The organism is Methylibium sp. (assembly GCF_031393925.1).
Lineage (GTDB): Bacteria > Pseudomonadota > Gammaproteobacteria > Burkholderiales > Burkholderiaceae_C > Methylibium.
Map to the genome: position 1 here is coordinate 1 of NZ_JANMWL010000232.1, position 16,362 is coordinate 16,362.

The window sequence follows — 16,362 nt, forward strand, 5'->3', positions numbered from 1 at the left end:
TCGGGCCGCGCCATCGCCAACGGCCGCGACGAGGGCTTTACCAAGCTGTTGTTCGACGAAGCGACGCACCGCATCGTCGGCGGTGGCATCGTCGGCACCCATGCGGGCGACCTGATCGGCGAAGTGGCGCTGGCCATCGAGATGGGCTGCGACGCGGTGGACATCGGCAAGACGATCCATCCGCATCCGACGCTGGGCGAAAGCATCGGCCTCGCGGCCGAGGTGGCGCACGGTTCCTGTACCGATCTGCCGCCGCCGCGGCGGACGTAGATCGCCTTCAGCCGAAAAAGCCCAGGTCTGCGACCTGCGGCAGCAGCTTGGCCTTCAGCGTGTCGTGCGCGGCCTTGAGTGCCGCCAGTTCCGGCGCTGCCATGCCGCGGTCGAGCAAGGCGCTTCGCGCCTGCCACCAGCCCGCGTCCCAGGTGGCGATCTTGAAGCGAGCGGTGCACAGCTGGTGCAGCTGAGCGAAGTAAAGCCGCCACACGGCGAGCCCGGCCGCCAACACCGCGCCGGCCTCGGCCGATAGCGGACGGCCCACCAACCACCGCGCCACGAAGCGGTCCTGCGCTCCGGGCAGTTGCAGCGCAATCTCGCTGTCGCTCACGCCCCAGCTGCGCAGCGCAGCCAGCAGCACGGGGAAGAATTGGTTGGGCACCTGCCAGGTCTGGCCGGCATAGGCCACGTCGCGCATCGCGACGGTGTTGTTGCTGTTGGAGTAGAGGCTCCAGACCACGCAGTCGTTCTCGAAGGCCTCGGGCAGTGGATCCACCGCCGGTTTCATGTACTGGTCGCGGTCGTTGTGCCACTCGGCCTTGGGCAGGCGACGCACCGCATGCACGACCATTGAGCGCACGAAGACCGTCGGCGTGATGCTGTGGCCCCCGGCGCTCGCGTAGGGGCCGGAGAACAGGGCGGTCATGTTCTGGTGCTGCACGTCGTTGCCTGCGCACATCAGCGAACCGAGGAAGTCGTGCCCGATGCGGTCGCGGATGTCGGGGCCGGCTTCCTTGATCGTGATCGCCGAGGAGAACGGCGGGAACCGAGCCACGCCGTCGGGCCGCGCGATCCAGCGCGACAGGAAGCCGTCACGGTGGGCGCTGGTGAGCCGCTTGCTGCCGGTCTTCTGCACCTTCGTGTCAAACACATCGACCTCGATGGACTGGGACTCGAGTACCTGGTCGTGCGTCAGATCCCAAAGCAGAAAGCCGACCGGGAACTGGCTCGTGCGCGAGGTGCCGTCGAAGTTGACCGACGAGAAGATGAAGCCGCGCCGATAGCCGTAGCGGAATACCGCGTCGCGCAGGCGCTGGTCGTTGGTGGCGTTGACGTACTTGAGCTTGGAGAACAGGCCCAGCCATGCGGTGCGCCCCGCGAATTCGCGTCGGATCCGAAACAGGAACTGAGCGAACAGTTCGCGGCTCGTCTCACCGAGGTCGCGTGCATGCATGCGCTCGCGCACCCGGGTCATCGACACGTCGGTCTTGTTGGCACCGCTCGCGCCGCCCTGCTGAGCCGTGGCGAAGGGCGGATTGATCAGCACGATCCAGCGCAGAGCGGGGTTGGAGAGCTCGTCGCGCAGGCGCTGCGGCAACTTCCAGGTGCGCTCGCCGCCAAAGTCGAGCGGGCCTTGAGGGCCATCGGCCTCGTCGTCGAACACGTTGCCGACATCGTCGTTCAGGTAGTCGTACTGGAACACCGTCGCGCCCGGGAGCAGACGGCCGCAGTGCTCGACGTCTTCGGGATACAGCGTGGACAAGTAACAAGAGGGTAGGGCCTCGGCCGGCAGGTGGTACTGCAGGTTGCCGGTGCCGGCCGCCATGTCCCACAGGCGCGTGCGGTCGTCGCGCCACCAGTGGCGGCCGACCTCGCGCTCGATGTACTCCACCGCCTTGCGCGCGAACGGCAGGGGCGTGAAGAACTCGCCCTGCTTGCGGCGATCGACGTTTTCAGTGAGGCGGTCGATCTTGGCGACGATGCCGCGAACGACCGCGGGGTCGCGCAGCTTCTCGTACAGGCTCCAGAAGTGCTCGTAGTCCTGTGCCAGGATGCGCTTGATTCGCACCTCTTCGCTGCGCCGACCTGGAAGAACACTTTGCCTTCGTCGGCGATGAGCCGCGAGCGGCCCTCGTGGATGTCGGCCACGAAGTAACGCGAGGACTTGTAGCCGTTCTTCACCGACTCGCCGAACACCGCGTTCCAGTAGGCGTAAACGTCCTCGAAATTGTCTTCGGTGATCAGCTTCTTGTCGGCAAAGTCGAGCCGCACCTGAGGCGTGAAGCGCTGCGCCAGCCGATCGATCAGGAAGGCGGCCTCTTCAGCCTGGTCGAGGTGATAGACGTGCAGCGAGTCGAAGCGCGCATGCGCCTGCACGGCGGCGACCAGCAGTAGGTCGGGGCTGGAAGGGCGCAGGTCCCAGTCGTAGCGCTCGTGGGCGTCGGTGTAGAGGTCGCGCCAGTCCGCAATGTCGCCCAGCACCGCGGTGGTGCGGTCGGCCAAGCAGAAGCCCAGTGGAATGCCCTTGGTCGAGCCGCCCAGTTTGAGCCGGCGCACGTAGTAGAGCAGCTGCGCCAGCACGGCGGCGCGCTGCGCCGGCTGGTCGAAGTTGCGCTGGAACTTGAACTCGAACAACACCTGCTCGGTGTAGAGATCGTGGTCATCAGACGTGTTGATCTCAAGCTCGAAGCACTTGGCCCATGCCGCCTTGACATCCTCTTCGCGGCCGGCCTTGGCGAGGCGCTCGAGCAGTTGGGCTGATTTCGAGGGCGGCCGGCTAAGGGCCCTCCTTTTGGCACTTCGCTTGGCCCGCTGCAGCAGACTCGGGTCGACCTTGGCGCTCGCCATGTCGCTCAGGCTTGCATCAGCAATGTGCCGAGCAAAGGCGCGGCACGCTCGAGGATCTGCGCGTCCCGCGTCAGCAGCACCATGCCCTCGACACGCGCCGTGCCGACGAGCATCCGATCGACCGGGTCACCATGCATGGCACCCAACATCGCGCCGGCTTCGGCATGCTCTGGTTTCAAGGGCAGCAGCCGGGCTCCGGCGCGCTCGATCACGCCGATCAGCGGGCCGTGGGGCAGCTTCATCCGGCCCTGGCCGTGCTTGAGCAGCATCTCCCAAATGCTGAGCGCGCTGACGAAGACGGGCTCGTATTCCAGGATGTCGCGAGTGCGGGGTGCGAGCCTGCGCGGGTCCGTCAACGCCCACACGACCACGTGGGTGTCGAGCAGGAAGCGCTTCACTTGCCCGCGCGTCGAAGCCTGGCGGTCGGCTTGCGAGGCCGAGGCTTCACGCCGGCTTTCAACGGACGGTCGATGGCTTCGAGCCACTCGCGGGCGATCTCGGCGTCGACCTCGGGTGAGAACGCATGTTCGATCTCCGCGTCCGTCATCAGGCCGGCCCATGCGCCCCATTGCCGCTTCACCGGCGGGTCGGCTCGCACGAGCTTGACCACCGGCTTGCCCCGGTTGGCGATCACGACTTCTTCGCCACGCAAGACGGCTTCGACCAGCTTGGACAACTGGGTCTTGGCTTCGAGCATGTTCACTTGCATGGCGCGCTCCCTGGGTCGTGACGTGCCATTTTAGCCAACTTGACCAAGTACGAAAATGCGCCGCGCGTTCTCGGTGAGGGCTCATGTCGATCAGCGACGTGACGCTGAAATCAAAAAGGCCCGCCGAAGCGGGCCTTGCAAAGCAAAGCAAAGGAATGAGCGTCAGCGCGCGTTGAGCACCGTCGGCGCGATGGCCACCGACGCGGTCGCAATGGCAACCACGGCCGCCACCGGCTTGGCCGTTGGCGCCTCCGCGTGCGGCTTGCCGCCGGCAGCGGGCAGCAGCGGCACGATCAACAGCGCCACGATGTTGATGATCTTGATGAGCGGGTTGACCGCCGGGCCGGCGGTGTCCTTGTAGGGATCACCCACCGTGTCGCCGGTCACCGCCGCCTTGTGCGCGTCGGAGCCCTTGCCGCCGAAGTTGCCTTCCTCGATGTACTTCTTGGCGTTGTCCCAGGCGCCACCGCCGGTACACATGGAGATGGCGACGAACAGGCCGGTGACGATGGTGCCCATCAGCAAGCCGCCAAGCGCGGCCGGACCAAGCAGCATGCCCACGGCAATCGGCACGGCCACCGGCAGCAGGCTCGGGATGATCATTTCCTTGATCGCCGCCGTGGTCAGCATGTCGACGGCGGCGCTGTAATCGGGTTTGCGCTTGCCGGCCATGATGGCGCCGTCCTGGAACTGGCGCCGCACTTCCACCACCACCGCACCCGCAGCGCGGCCAACGGCTTCCATTGCCATGGCGCCGAACAGGTAGGGGATCAGGCCGCCGATGAAGAGACCGACGATCACCGAGGGGTTGCTGAGGTCAAAACTCACCAGCTTGCCGGCCGCCTCGAGCGTGTGTGTGTAGTCAGCAAACAGCACCAGTGCGGCCAGGCCGGCCGAGCCGATGGCATAGCCCTTGGTGACCGCCTTGGTGGTGTTGCCCACCGCGTCGAGCGGGTCGGTGATGGCGCGCACGCTGGGAGGCATGTCGGCCATCTCGGCAATGCCACCGGCGTTGTCGGTGATCGGGCCGTAGGCGTCGAGGGCCACCACGATGCCGGCCAGGCTCAGCATCGAGGTCGCCGCGATGGCGATGCCGTAGAGACCGCCCAACTGGTAGGACGCGAGGATCGCGCCACAGACGAACATCACCGGCCAAGCGGTGGAGCGCATCGAGACGCCCAGGCCGGCGATCACGTTGGTGCCGTGGCCGGTGGTCGAGGCCTGCGCCACGTGCTTGACCGGCGGGTACTGCGTGCCGGTGTAGTACTCGGTGATCCAGACCAGCCCCGCGGTCAGCACCAAGCCCACGACCGCCGCACCGAACAGGCGCAGCTGCGTGCCGCTCGCGTAGATGGCGTTGTCGGGCATCACCCACAGCGTGATGAAGTAGAAGCCGATCAGCGAGATCACGCCCGCCACGATCAAGCCTTTGTAGAGCGCGGGCATCACGTTCTTCATGCCGGGCGTGGCCTTGACCACGCTGCAGCCAATGATCGAGGCGATGATCGAAAAGCCGCCGAGCGCGAGCGGATAGAGCGCCGCGGCCATCGGCGCCGACAGGATCAGCAACGAACCCAGCACCATGGTAGCGATCAAGGTGACCGCATAGGTCTCGAACAGGTCGGCGGCCATGCCGGCGCAGTCGCCGACGTTGTCGCCCACGTTGTCGGCGATCACCGCCGGGTTGCGCGGGTCATCCTCGGGGATACCGACTTCGACCTTGCCCACCAGGTCGGCGCCGACGTCGGCGCCCTTGGTGAAGATACCGCCGCCCAGCCGCGCGAAGATCGAGATCAGCGAGGCGCCGAACGCAAAGCCGAGCAGTGGCTTGAGCGCCACCGACAGGCCGCTCGTGGGTGTCACTTGCCCGTTGCCGGTGAGAAACCAGAACAGGATGCCCACGCCGAGCAGGCCCAGGCCAACCACCAGCATGCCGGTGATCGCGCCACCCTTGAAGGCGACGTCGAGCGCGTCCTTCATGCCGCGCGTGGCGGCCTGTGCGGTGCGCACATTGGCACGCACCGAAACGTTCATGCCGATGAAGCCGCAGGCGCCCGAGAGCACGGCACCAAAGACGAAGGCGATGGCGGTGGTGGGGTCGATGAAGAAGCCGATCAGCACCGCCAGGATCACGCCGACGATGGCGATCGTCTTGTACTGGCGTGCCAGGTAAGCGGCAGCACCTTGCTGAATGGCTGCGGCAATCTCCTGCATGCGCGCGTTGCCGGCGTCCTGCCGCAGGATCCAGCCGCGCTGGACGAAGCCATAGATCACGGCCGCGAGGCCACAAACGAGCGCGAATACGAGCGCCAAAGAACTGGACATGAGCGGAGTCTCCTTCCTCTTCTTGAGAGGTCCTAGGGTGGTAGGGCCGCACGCGCTCTTGCCGGCCGCGCCGCTTGAAGGGCGCGCCTGGCGCGTTGCCGGCGGATGCTAAGGGAAGCCCTTGCAAGTCGCAATCAAGTCCGCATGATATTTTCCAGCGGTGACAAGGCGTTGTGATGCACTCCTGATCCATGGAGTCGGGCAAAAGACAGCCGGCTGCATAGAATTCGGGCTTCCCCGCGATCACACCAGCATCATGAGCCTGCATAACGTGACCCCCGGCGCCAACGCCCCCGATGAGTTCAACGTGATCATCGAGATCCCGATGAACGCCGACCCGATCAAGTACGAGGTCGACAAGGCCAGCGGCGCCCTGTTCGTCGACCGCTTCATGACGACAGCCATGCACTACCCGTGCAACTACGGCTACGTGCCGCAGACCTTGTCGGACGATGGCGACCCGGTCGACGTGCTGGTGATCACGCCGTTCGCCTTGTCGCCCGGCGTGGTGGTCACTTGCCGCGCCATCGGCGTGCTCAAGATGGAAGACGAGGCCGGCGGCGACGCCAAGGTGCTGGCGGTGCCCACCAGCAAGATCCTGCCGATCTACGACCACTGGAAGAAGCCGCAGGACATCAACCAGATGCGCCTGAAGGCGATCCAGCATTTCTTCGAGCATTACAAAGACCTCGAGGCCGGCAAGTGGGTCAAGATTCACGGCTGGGAGGGCCCGGAGGCAGCCCGGGCCGAAATCAGCGCCGGCATCGCCAGCTACAAGGTGCACGAAGGCGACTGAGCGCACCCTGCGGCGCCCCATGCCCGTGCGCCGCGCCGGACATGGGGCGCTGGCTACACTCATCGGCACCTCTCGCATGCCTCGCTCGGCGAGGCCCGCCCCCATGTTCACGAAGCTACTTCTTGCCTGCATGACCGCACTCGCCCTGACGCAAATCACGCAAACCGCGCTTGCCGCGCCGCCTCCGGCGGTGCCCGTCCTGCCCCAGGGCGTGAAGACCGTGACCGCGGTCGAGGGCATCACCGAGTACCGCCTCGGCAACGGCCTGCAGTTGCTGCTGGTGCCCGACGATTCCAAGCCCACGACGACGGTGAACCTCACCTACCACGTCGGATCGCGCCACGAAAACTACGGCGAGACGGGTATGGCGCATTTGCTCGAACACCTGATCTTTAAGGGCACGCCGACCAATCACAACGTCTGGGCCGAGTTCAACAAGCGCGGCCTGCGTGCCAACGGCAGCACCTGGTTTGACCGCACCAACTACTTCGCGAGCTTCGCCACCAACGACGACAACCTGAAGTGGTTCCTGTCCTGGCATGCCGACGCGATGGTGCACAGCTTCATCGCCAGGAAGGATCTCGACACCGAAATGACGGTGGTGCGCAACGAGATGGAGCGCAGCGAGAACAGCCCGGGGCGCATCCTCTACCAGAAGACCTTGGCGTCGATGTTTCACTGGCACAACTACGGCAAGGACACGATAGGCGCACGCACCGATGTCGAGAACGTCGACATCGCGAACCTGCAGGCGTTCTACCGCCGCCACTACCAACCCGACAACGCGACCTTGGTCGTCTCGGGCAAGTTTGACAACGCGCAGGTGCTGCGCTGGGTAACGCAATTCTTCGGGCCGATACCCAAGCCAAAGCGCGTACTGCCCGAGCTCTACACACTCGACGCGGTGCAGGACGGTGAGCGTGCGATCACGCTGCGCCGCGTGGGCGGCACGCCGCTGCTCTATGCGGGCTATCACATCCCGGCAGCGTCGCACCTCGATTTCGCGGCGATGGAGGTGCTGGCCTTGGTGCTGGGCGATGCGCCCTCGGGTCGCCTGCACAAGCGCCTGGTCGAAAAGCAACTAGCGGCCAGCGTCGGTGCGGACGCCTTCGGTTTGTACGACCCGGGCGCAGCACTCTTCATTGCGCAGCTTGCGCCGGGGCAAGACGTGGCCAAGAGCAGCGCCGAGTTCCTGTCGGTGCTGGAGTCGGTGGCAACCGAGCCGATCACGGCCGAGGAACTGCAGCGCGCCCAGACAAATTGGTTGAAGAGCTGGGAGCTGTCGTTCACCAATCCCGAAACGATCGGCGTCGCGCTGTCGGAGTCGGTCGCACAGGGCGACTGGCGCTTGTTCTTTTTGACGCGCGACCGCATCAAGGCGCTCACTTTGGCCGATGTGCAGCGCGTCGCGACCGAGCGGTTGCTGGCTTCCAACCGCACGCTGGCAACCTACATCCCGACCGAGCAACCACAACGCGCGCCGGCGCCGCAGCAGCCCGACATTGCCGCGCAGTTCAAGGGCTTCAAGCCGCAGGCTGCCGCCGCGGCGGTGGCCTCGTTCGACACTTCGCCGGCCAACATCGACGCCAACACGCAGCGCTTCACCCTGGCCAGCGGCATGAAGGCGGCGTTGCTGCCCAAGCCGACGCGTGGCGGCGCGGTGCGCGCCAGTCTGGTGCTGCACTTCGGCGACGAAAAAAGCCTCGCCAACCAGGGGGAGGTGCCCGCGATGGTCGCCTCCATGCTCGACGAAGGCACCGCCAAGTTGACGCGCCAACAGATCCGCGACCGGCTCGATCAACTGCAATCGGAGCTGTCGGTTTCACCCGGCACCGGAGCGGTCGCGCTCAACATCACGGCTCGGCGCGAGAACCTGCCGGCGGTGATCGCGCTGGTGGGCGAGTTGCTGCGCGAGCCGAGCTTTCCGGTGGCCGTGCTGGAAGAGCAGCGTAGCCAGGCGCTCACTGCCGTCGAGCAGCAGCGCAAGGAACCGGAGGCCGTGGTCGCCAACGCCATCGAGCGCCATGGTGACCCTTATCCGCGCGGCGATGTGCGCCACGCGCGCAGTTTTGACGAGCTGGTGGCCGACCTGAAAGCGGTGAAGCCCGAGCAACTGCGCGACTTTCATCGCCAGTTCTACGGCGCAAGCCATGCCGAGTTCGGTGCCAGCGGCGACATTGATGTCGCGACTACGAAGCGCGCACTCGAGGCAGCGTTCGGCGACTGGAAGAGCAGCGTGCCGTATGCGCGCGTGCCGAAGCCGCTGATGCCGGTGTCGCCCGCGCGCCTGGTGCTGCCGACGCCCGACAAGCAAAACGCCACCATGGCGGTGCAGCTGCAGGTGCCGCTGATGGACACCGACCCCGATTACCCCGCGCTCACCATCGCCAACCACATCCTCGGAAGCGGCGGCAGTTCGCGCTTGTGGAAGCGCATCCGTGAGCAGGAGGGTCTGAGCTACGGCGTCCACAGCAGCGTCGGCTGGGCCCAGCAGGAGCCCAACTCGACCTGGCAGGCATCAGCCATCTTCGCGCCGCAAAATCGCACCAAGGTGGAGACGGCGTTCAAGGAAGAAGTTGCGCGTGCGCTGAAGGATGGCTACACCGCCACCGAACTGGACGAAGCGAAGAACGGTCTCGTCAGCGCGCGGCGCCTGTCGCGCGCGCAGGACGCTCGCCTTGCCGCCGGGCTGGCGAGCAACCTGCACCTGGGTCGCGACTTCGCGCTTTCGCAGCGGGTCGACGAGGCCATCGCTGCCGCCTCGCTGGAGCAGGTGAATGCCGCGCTGCGCAAGTATCTGCAGCCCGACCGATTCGTCTATGCGCTCGGTGGCGACTTCAAGGCGCCGTAGGCGAAGGCAAGGGCCGTTGCGCCTTTTGTGCGCTGGGCGAGCGCACGAACATCGGAAAATTTGTCCATGACCGCCCGCCCTGGTTCGACCTTGTCCGCCAGCCCGATTGCCCTGGAAGAACGCTTCGGTGCCGCCAACTATTTGCCGCTGCCCGTCGTGCTTACGCGCGGCGAGGGCGTCTACCTGTGGGGCGATGACGGCAAGCGCTACCTGGACATGATGTCGGCCTATTCGGCGGTGAGCTTCGGCCACGGCCACCCTCGGCTGGTTGAAGCGCTCATTGCTCAGGCACGGCAGTTGGCCATGACCTCGCGTGCCTTTCATTCCGACCGGCTCGGCCCTTTTCTGCAGCGGCTTTGCATGCTGACCGGCATGGACCGGGCGCTGCCGATGAACTCGGGCGCCGAAGCGGTGGAGACCGCGCTGAAGGCGGCGCGCAAGTGGGGTTACACCGTCAAGGGCATCGCCGAGGAGCGCGCGCAAGTGATCGTCGCGGGCAATAACTTCGCCGGGCGCACCACCACCTTGGTCGGTTTTTCGAGCGAGGCGCAGTACCGCAGCGGCTTCGGCCCGTTCACGCCGGGCTTCTTGATCGTGCCGTTCGGCGACGCGGCGGCGCTGGAGGCAGCGATCACACCCGACACCTGCGCCTTTCTCGTCGAGCCGATCCAAGGCGAGGCCGGCATCGTCGTGCCGCCGGCCGGCTACTTGCGGGCGGTGCGCGAAATCTGCACGCGCCACAACGTCCTGATGATCTGCGACGAGATCCAGACCGGCCTGGGCCGCACCGGCAAGCTGCTGGCGTGCGACCACGAAGGCGTGCGCCCGGATGGCCTCACCCTGGGCAAGGCGCTCGGCGGCGGGCTGCTGCCGGTGAGCGCCTTCCTGGCGCGCGAGGACGTGATGGCGGTGTTCAAGCCCGGTGACCATGGTTCGACCTTCGGCGGCAATCCGCTCGCCGCCGCGGTCGGCGATGCGGCGCTGCAGGTGCTGGTTGACGAACGGCTCGCCGAACGCGCGGCGTCGCGCGGTGAGTTGCTGATGGAGCGCCTGCACGCGCTGGCTCACCCGGCAATCGTCGCCATTCGCGGCAAGGGCTTATTGGTCGGCGTGGAGATCGACCCGGCCTTCGCGACCGCGCGGCGCGTGTGCGAAGGCCTCATGCGCGAGGGCGTGCTCACCAAAGACACGCACGGGACGGTGGTGCGGCTCGCGCCGCCGCTGGTGATCGGTGCGCGCGAGATCGACGAGGCCGTCGCGGCACTCGACCGCGTGATCAGGGCGCTGGCTTGAACGGATTGCGCTCGTCGAGTTCACTCACGTAGGACTCGACGCCCGCGCCTTCGCGCTCGAGAAAGTGCTGCACCGCGTCGGCAAAGCGCGCATCGCCCAGCCAATGGGCCGAATACGTGCGCACCGGCAACAGGCCGCGCGCCATCTTGTGTTCGCCCTGGGCGCCGCCTTCAAAGCGCGCGTAGCCATGCTCGATGCACCAGGCCAGCGGCTGGTAATAGCAGGCCTCGAAATGCAGGCAGTTGACCGCTTCGAGCGCACCCCAATAGCGACCATAAGCATGGCCGCGGCGGGGGTCGAGCGCGATCAGCGAGGTGGCGATCGCAACGCCGGCGCGCCGCGCGGTGAACAGCAGCCAGTGCTCGGGCATCGAGCGGGCCATGCGCTCGAAGAAGTTTCGAGTGAGGTAGGGCGTGGAGCGGTGGGCGCGGTAGGTGGCGGTGTAGCAGCGGTAGAAAAAATCCCAGTCCGCGGGCGCGATCTGCGTGCCGAGTCGGACCTGGAACTCGACGCCGGCCTCGCGAACGTAGCGCCGCTCCTGCTGGATCTTCTTGCGCTTGTCGCGCTGCAGGGTGGCGAGGAATTCCGCGAAATCGGCGTACGGCTGCGGCGCGCGATTGGTCCAGTGGAACTGCACCGTGCTGCGCAGCATCCAGCCGGCCGATTCGGCCGTGGCGCGGTCGTCGTCGTCCAGGAAAAGCACGTGCGCCGATGAAAGATCGTTCTGTTCGGCAAGCTGGCGCATGGCACGCAGCAAAATACCGCGCGCCCGGCCGTCGGCGGCGAGCAAGCGCGCGCCGGGCACCGGCGTGAACGGAACGGCGGCCAGCAGCTTGGGGTAGTAGCGCAGGCCGTTGCGCTCATAGGCGTCGGCCCAGGCCCAATCGAACACGTACTCGCCGTAGGAGTGGCTCTTGAGGTAGAGCGGGCAGGCGGCCACGAGGCGGCCGCTGCGCTCGATGGTCAGGAACTGCGGTGACCAGCCGGTCGCCGGCACGGCGCTTGCCGACTCGTGCAGGGCCGCGAGGTAGGCATGGCGCATGAAGGGCGTGGCCGAGGCGCTGTTCTCGGCCAGCGCGTCCCATTGCGCAGCGTCGACGCGCGCGGGGTCCTCACGTACCTCGACCGTCCACGCTTCGGACCCGGCGTTACCATCGATCGCCTTCGTTTCTCTCGTCCGCTTCATGCCTGTCACTGCTGCTTCGCTCACCGTTGCGCTGATCCAGTTCAATGCCGCGGTCGGAGACCTCGCCGGCAATGCATTGCGCATCGTCGAACTGGCCCGCCAGGCGCATGCGCGCGGCGCGGCGCTGGTCATCGCGCCCGAGCTTTCGCTCACCGGTTATCCGCCCGAAGACCTGCTGCTGCGCCCGGCCTTCATGCGCGCCTGCGAGGAGCAGCTAGCGGCGTGCGCGGCTGCCTTGGTCGACTTGCCCGGGCTGCAACTCGTGGTGGGCCATCCGCGCTCGCTCGACCCGCTGGGGGATGTTCGCACGCGCTCGCTCGAAGTGCAGCGGCGGGTCAATGCCGCTTCGGTGCTTTCGGGTGGCCGCGTGATGGCGACGTATGCGAAGCGCGAACTGCCCAACTACCAGGTGTTCGATGAGCGCCGGTATTTCGTCTCCGGCCGCGACGTTGGTTTCGGGCCGGTGGTGATCGAGGCGCAGGGCTTGCGCGTGGGCATCCTGATCTGCGAGGACGCCTGGTTTGAAGAGCCGGCCGCGGCGACCAAGGCGGCGGGTGCGCAGGTGCTGGCGGTCATCAACGCGTCTCCGTTTCATTTGGGCAAGGCCGAGGAGCGCGAGCAACGCATGGCCGAGCGGGCGCGGGCCACCGGCTTGCCCTTGTTGTATGCCCACTTGGTGGGCGGGCAGGACGAGGTCGTGTTCGATGGAGGCTCGTTCGCGCTCGATGCAAGCGGCGCGGTGCGCGCGCGGGCCGCGAGCTTCACGGAAGAGTTGCTGCTGGTCGACGTGAAGGCCGACGGCAGCATCGAGGGGCCCTTGGCACCGGCGCCCACGCGCCAAGCGCAGGCATGGGGAGCGCTCGTCACCGGCGTGCGCGACTACCTCGGCAAGAACGGTTTTCCGGGCGCCATCATCGGACTGTCGGGTGGTATCGATTCGGCCCTGGTGTTGGCGATCGCGGTCGACGCGCTCGGGGCCGACAAGGTCAGGGCCGTGATGATGCCCTCGCCCTACACCGCCGACATCTCCTGGATCGATGCGCGCGACATGGCCGCTCGCCTGGGCGTGCAGTACGACGAGATCACGATCACGCCGATGTTCGAGGCCTTCAAGGCCGGCTTGGCCGCAGATTTTGCCGGTCTGCCCGAGGATGCGACCGAAGAGAACATCCAGGCACGCGTGCGCGGTACCTTGCTCATGGCCCTGTCCAACAAGTCCGGGCGCATCGTGCTCACCACCGGCAACAAGAGCGAGATGGCCACCGGCTACTGCACGCTGTACGGCGACATGGCGGGCGGCTTCGCGGTCATCAAGGACGTGGCCAAGACGCTGGTGTACGAACTGGCCGCATGGCGCAACGCGCAGGGGGCGGCGCCGGTGATTCCCGAGCGCATCATCACCCGCGCGCCATCGGCCGAACTGCGACCCGACCAGACCGACCAGGAGAGTCTTCCGCCCTACGAAGTGCTCGATGCGATCCTGGCGCGCTACATGGAGCAGGACCAGGGCGCCGAGGAGATCGTCGCGGCCGGGTTCGCACCCGCGGACGTCGAGCGCGTCACGCGGCTGATCAGGGTCAACGAGTACAAGCGCAGGCAGTCGCCGGTCGGAATTCGCATCACGCACCGGGCCTTCGGCCGCGACTGGCGCTACCCGATCACGTCGAAGTTCCGTGCTTAAATCCGGCTCAATTGAATACCTTTGCCGGAGCCCGTCATGAAGCAGATCACCGCCGTCATCAAGCCCTTCAAGCTCGAAGAAGTGCGTGAGGCGTTGGCCGAGGTCGGCGTGTCGGGACTGACCGTCACCGAGGTCAAGGGCTTTGGCCGTCAGAAGGGCCACACCGAGCTGTACCGCGGCGCCGAATACGTGGTCGATTTCCTGCCGAAGGTGAAGGTCGAGGTCGTCGTCAAGGACGCCGACGTCGAGCGCTGCATCGAGGCGATCGTCAAGGCCGCCAAGACAGGCAAGATCGGCGACGGCAAGATCTTCGTGACGACGGTGGAGCAAGTGGTGCGCATCCGCACCGGCGAGACGGACGAGGCGGCTGTTTAAGAGCCGGCGCGTTCATATGCAGCCGTAGTCGTCACGGCCGTGCGAGTGCCGCGCTTGCCCGGCCAAGCGCTCCAGCAGTTCCACCGGGTCGTCGCCGATTGCGAGCATGGCGTGCGTCGACGCCGAGACGAAGTCTTCGGCGAGCATGCGCTGCATCAAGGCGTGCAGTGACTGGTAGTAGCCGTCCACATCAAGCAGGCCGATCGGCTGGTCGTGGTAGCCGAGCTGCCGCCAGCTCCAGACCTCGAACAGTTCTTCCATGCTGCCGATGCCGCCGGGCAAGGTCAAAAAGGCGCCGGCGCGCTCGGCCATCATTTGTTTGCGCTGGTGCGTCGTCTCGACCACATGGAGCTCGCTCAGGCCGCGGTGCCCGACCTCGCGCTCCATGAGCGAGCGCGGTCACGCCGACGACCGACGCCCCGGCGGCCAGCGCCGCGTCGGCCACGGCGCCCATCAGACCGGCCTTGCCGCCGCCGTAGACCATGCGCCAACCCCGCTCGCCAATGACGCGGTCGACGTGTTGCGCGGCTTTGCGGTAGAGCGGCGATCTGCCATCGCGCGCGCCGCAGTAGATGCATACGGTGAAGGTCGGCGCCATTGATCGCGTATTCACGTGGCAAGGCGCTGCCACAGCGCGGCGGCCCAGACGCCGACGCATAGCAGGACCGAGAGCATCACTGCGGCGCTCGCCAGGTCCTTGGCACGCTTGGACAGGTCGTGCAGTTCGTAGCCGACGCGGTCGATGGCCGCTTCGATACTGGAATTGAGCAGCTCCACGATCAGCACCAGCAGAACCGCGCCCACTAGCAGCGAGATCTCGATCCAGCTGCGACCGACCCAGAACGCCCCCGGCAGGAGCACGGCGGCCACCCAGACTTCTTGGCGGAACGCACTTTCGCCCCGGTAGGCCAATAGCAGGCCATGCACCGAATAGCCGGTGGCGCGAATTACGCGGTCCAGGCCGGTGCGCCCTTTGTGTGGGTTGGTCATGGCGGACGATGGTAAGACGAGTCGGTGGCCCGACCATGACTCGACGCGCAGGCGCGCGGGTGGCGGCTCAATGCCGCGCCGCAGGCCGCACGTCGACGAGCCGCGTCGCACACCAGACGTCGTGCCAGAACTGGCGCTGCGAGTTCGCCAACGACAGCATGGCGTAGACCAGCACGTATGCACCTACCATCGCGGCGGTGCCGCCCACACCGAGGGCTGCGACGCCGATCCACTGCACGAGCGCCAACGGCGGGAGGAACCAGGCCCAGCTCGACAGGTAGCGTGCGACGGCGCGCCGCTGCGAGACGGCGCCACCGTTGTGCGCAACAAGGCGGATGTGCCACGTCTTCATCGCCAGCGTCTGACCGCCGTGCGACCAGAACCAGTTGAAGTAGATACCGAGCACCACAAACAGGAAGGCCATGCCGACTTCGCGTTGCTGCAGCGCGTGGCGCTGCTGGCTGAGGGTGGCGAACAGGTAGTCGGCGAGCATCACCACGCCGAACAGCAGCACACCCTCGTAGACGAAGCAGGCAAGCCGCCGGCCCACGCCCGGCGTCGGTGGCAAGACCACTTCAGGGCCGACGACGCGGATCGGTCGCGGCACCCTGCGGCCCACGTTGCGGCAGCAGCGTGGTGGAGTCCACGAACTCCGGCGTGGCGGCCACCTTCGGCAGACCTGTCTGCTGGTGCAGGGGCGGGGCCGGCTTGGTGGAAATCAGGTTGGTGGTGGCGCCGGGGCGTGCCTGCACCACGCTGGGCGTGCTGCCCGGCGTCCTGCGCGACTCGATCAGCGGGTTGGGTACGGTGTTGACCTTGGCGGTACCGCTTGGCGGCGACGGTTTGGGCGCCGTTGCTGAGCCGGACTTGGCGCGCGCCGCCAGTCCGCGACGCTGGTCCTCTGGCAGCTCGTTGTAGGTCTGCCAGCGCGCCTGCCGCTCCCCGGCGCTGAGTTCCTGCGCGCCCTGGAAGTTCTGGCGTGCTTCATTGCGCTGCTTGGCGCTCAGGCCTACCCAGTCGCTCATGCGCTGCTGCACGCGAGTTCGCTCGTCCGGCGACATGCGGTCGAAGCGCGCTGCGATCTCAAGCCACTTTTGCTGGCGAGATACCTCGATCGTGTTCCAGTGGCGCTCCAGTGGCTGGAGAGCAAGTCGCTGCGCCGGGCTCAGGGCAGCCCATGAGGCGCCTGAGTTCACAGTGGGACGCGCCACGCCTTGCGGTTGGGCTTCGGCACGCTGGTGAGCGGCGCTCGCCAGCATCATCGCCAGCGCGAGCAGCGGCGCGGAGCAGGCCGTGATCCGGTACGACACGGCCG

General features: G+C 66.7%; 15 protein-coding genes and 2 pseudogenes. 8 read left to right on the top strand and 9 right to left on the bottom strand.

The annotated features are described in order from the left end of the window. Positions 1-270 (top strand): annotated as a pseudogene (locus tag RMO12_RS12130) (dihydrolipoyl dehydrogenase); the annotation flags it as partial. Between the two features lie 7 nt (positions 271-277). Here RMO12_RS12130 and RMO12_RS12135 read toward each other — a convergent pair. Continuing rightward, on the bottom strand, positions 278-2,062 hold the full coding sequence (locus tag RMO12_RS12135; RefSeq protein WP_309639494.1) for a hypothetical protein: 1,785 nt from the start codon (positions 2,060-2,062) through the stop codon (positions 278-280). A 65-nt stretch (positions 2,063-2,127) separates the two neighbouring features. Between RMO12_RS12135 and RMO12_RS12140 the strand changes: the two genes are divergently transcribed. Together RMO12_RS12140 and RMO12_RS12145 are read left to right on the top strand one after the other, a co-directional pair. After that, positions 2,128-2,388 (top strand): hypothetical protein, encoded by a 261-nt coding sequence (locus RMO12_RS12140; RefSeq protein WP_309639495.1) that lies wholly within the window; start codon positions 2,128-2,130, stop codon positions 2,386-2,388. Positions 2,389-2,427: 39 nt separating this feature from the next. Continuing rightward, on the top strand, positions 2,428-2,754 hold the full coding sequence (locus RMO12_RS12145; protein ID WP_309639496.1) for a hypothetical protein: 327 nt from the start codon (positions 2,428-2,430) through the stop codon (positions 2,752-2,754). 92 nt (positions 2,755-2,846) lie between these two features. Here RMO12_RS12145 and RMO12_RS12150 read toward each other — a convergent pair whose 3' ends face one another. The 3 genes from RMO12_RS12150 to RMO12_RS12160 form a co-directional block, all read right to left on the bottom strand. Beyond that, positions 2,847-3,239, bottom strand: a complete 393-nt coding sequence (locus tag RMO12_RS12150; protein WP_309624129.1) for a type II toxin-antitoxin system VapC family toxin — start codon at positions 3,237-3,239, stop codon at positions 2,847-2,849. Beyond that, on the bottom strand, positions 3,236-3,550 hold the full coding sequence (locus tag RMO12_RS12155) for a type II toxin-antitoxin system prevent-host-death family antitoxin (RefSeq protein WP_309639497.1): 315 nt from the start codon (positions 3,548-3,550) through the stop codon (positions 3,236-3,238). Before RMO12_RS12155 ends, RMO12_RS12150 begins: the two co-directional genes overlap by 4 nt. A gap of 162 nt (positions 3,551-3,712) precedes the next feature. Further along, positions 3,713-5,875: a sodium-translocating pyrophosphatase gene (locus RMO12_RS12160; protein ID WP_309639498.1), complete on the bottom strand. Its 2,163-nt coding sequence runs from the start codon at positions 5,873-5,875 to the stop codon at positions 3,713-3,715. 256 nt (positions 5,876-6,131) lie between these two features. Between RMO12_RS12160 and ppa the strand changes: the two genes are divergently transcribed. The 3 genes from ppa (at position 6,132) to rocD (ending at position 10,815) form a co-directional block, all read left to right on the top strand. Next, positions 6,132-6,671, top strand: a complete 540-nt coding sequence (gene ppa / locus RMO12_RS12165; RefSeq protein ID WP_309639499.1) for an inorganic diphosphatase — start codon at positions 6,132-6,134, stop codon at positions 6,669-6,671. A gap of 103 nt (positions 6,672-6,774) precedes the next feature. After that, positions 6,775-9,522 carry a pitrilysin family protein gene (locus RMO12_RS12170; RefSeq protein WP_309639500.1) on the top strand — a complete coding sequence of 916 codons (2,748 nt, stop codon included), beginning with the start codon at positions 6,775-6,777 and terminating at the stop codon, positions 9,520-9,522. A gap of 66 nt (positions 9,523-9,588) precedes the next feature. After that, complete coding sequence (rocD, locus tag RMO12_RS12175; RefSeq protein WP_309639501.1) at positions 9,589-10,815, top strand: ornithine--oxo-acid transaminase; 1,227 nt, start codon at positions 9,589-9,591, stop codon at positions 10,813-10,815. Here rocD and RMO12_RS12180 read toward each other — a convergent pair. Next, positions 10,799-12,001: a GNAT family N-acetyltransferase gene (locus RMO12_RS12180; RefSeq protein WP_309639502.1), complete on the bottom strand. Its 1,203-nt coding sequence runs from the start codon at positions 11,999-12,001 to the stop codon at positions 10,799-10,801. The two genes, rocD and RMO12_RS12180, sit on opposite strands and share 17 nt — an antisense overlap. Here RMO12_RS12180 and RMO12_RS12185 point away from each other — a divergent pair. After that, positions 12,000-13,682, top strand: a complete 1,683-nt coding sequence (locus RMO12_RS12185) for an NAD+ synthase (RefSeq protein ID WP_309639503.1) — start codon at positions 12,000-12,002, stop codon at positions 13,680-13,682. The two genes, RMO12_RS12180 and RMO12_RS12185, sit on opposite strands and share 2 nt — an antisense overlap. Before the next feature lie 36 nt (positions 13,683-13,718). Next, positions 13,719-14,057, top strand: coding sequence for a P-II family nitrogen regulator (locus RMO12_RS12190; RefSeq protein ID WP_309626727.1), 339 nt, complete (start codon positions 13,719-13,721; stop codon positions 14,055-14,057). 12 nt (positions 14,058-14,069) lie between these two features. Here RMO12_RS12190 and RMO12_RS16015 read toward each other — a convergent pair. The 4 genes and pseudogenes from RMO12_RS16015 to RMO12_RS12210 all read right to left on the bottom strand — a co-directional run bounded on the left by RMO12_RS16015 (position 14,070) and on the right by RMO12_RS12210 (position 16,357). Then, positions 14,070-14,655, bottom strand: a pseudogene (locus tag RMO12_RS16015) (TIGR00730 family Rossman fold protein). An 11-nt stretch (positions 14,656-14,666) separates the two neighbouring features. Then, positions 14,667-15,047: a diacylglycerol kinase gene (locus tag RMO12_RS12200; protein WP_309626728.1), complete on the bottom strand. Its 381-nt coding sequence runs from the start codon at positions 15,045-15,047 to the stop codon at positions 14,667-14,669. A 67-nt stretch (positions 15,048-15,114) separates the two neighbouring features. Then, entirely contained in the window at positions 15,115-15,654 is a 540-nt protein-coding gene (locus RMO12_RS12205) for an RDD family protein (RefSeq protein WP_309626729.1), read from the bottom strand. Further along, the gene (locus tag RMO12_RS12210; RefSeq protein WP_309639505.1) at positions 15,623-16,357 is read right to left on the bottom strand and encodes a DUF3106 domain-containing protein; all 735 of its coding nucleotides are present in this window, start codon (positions 16,355-16,357) and stop codon (positions 15,623-15,625) included. Before RMO12_RS12210 ends, RMO12_RS12205 begins: the two co-directional genes overlap by 32 nt. Positions 16,358-16,362: the final 5 nt, after the last annotated feature.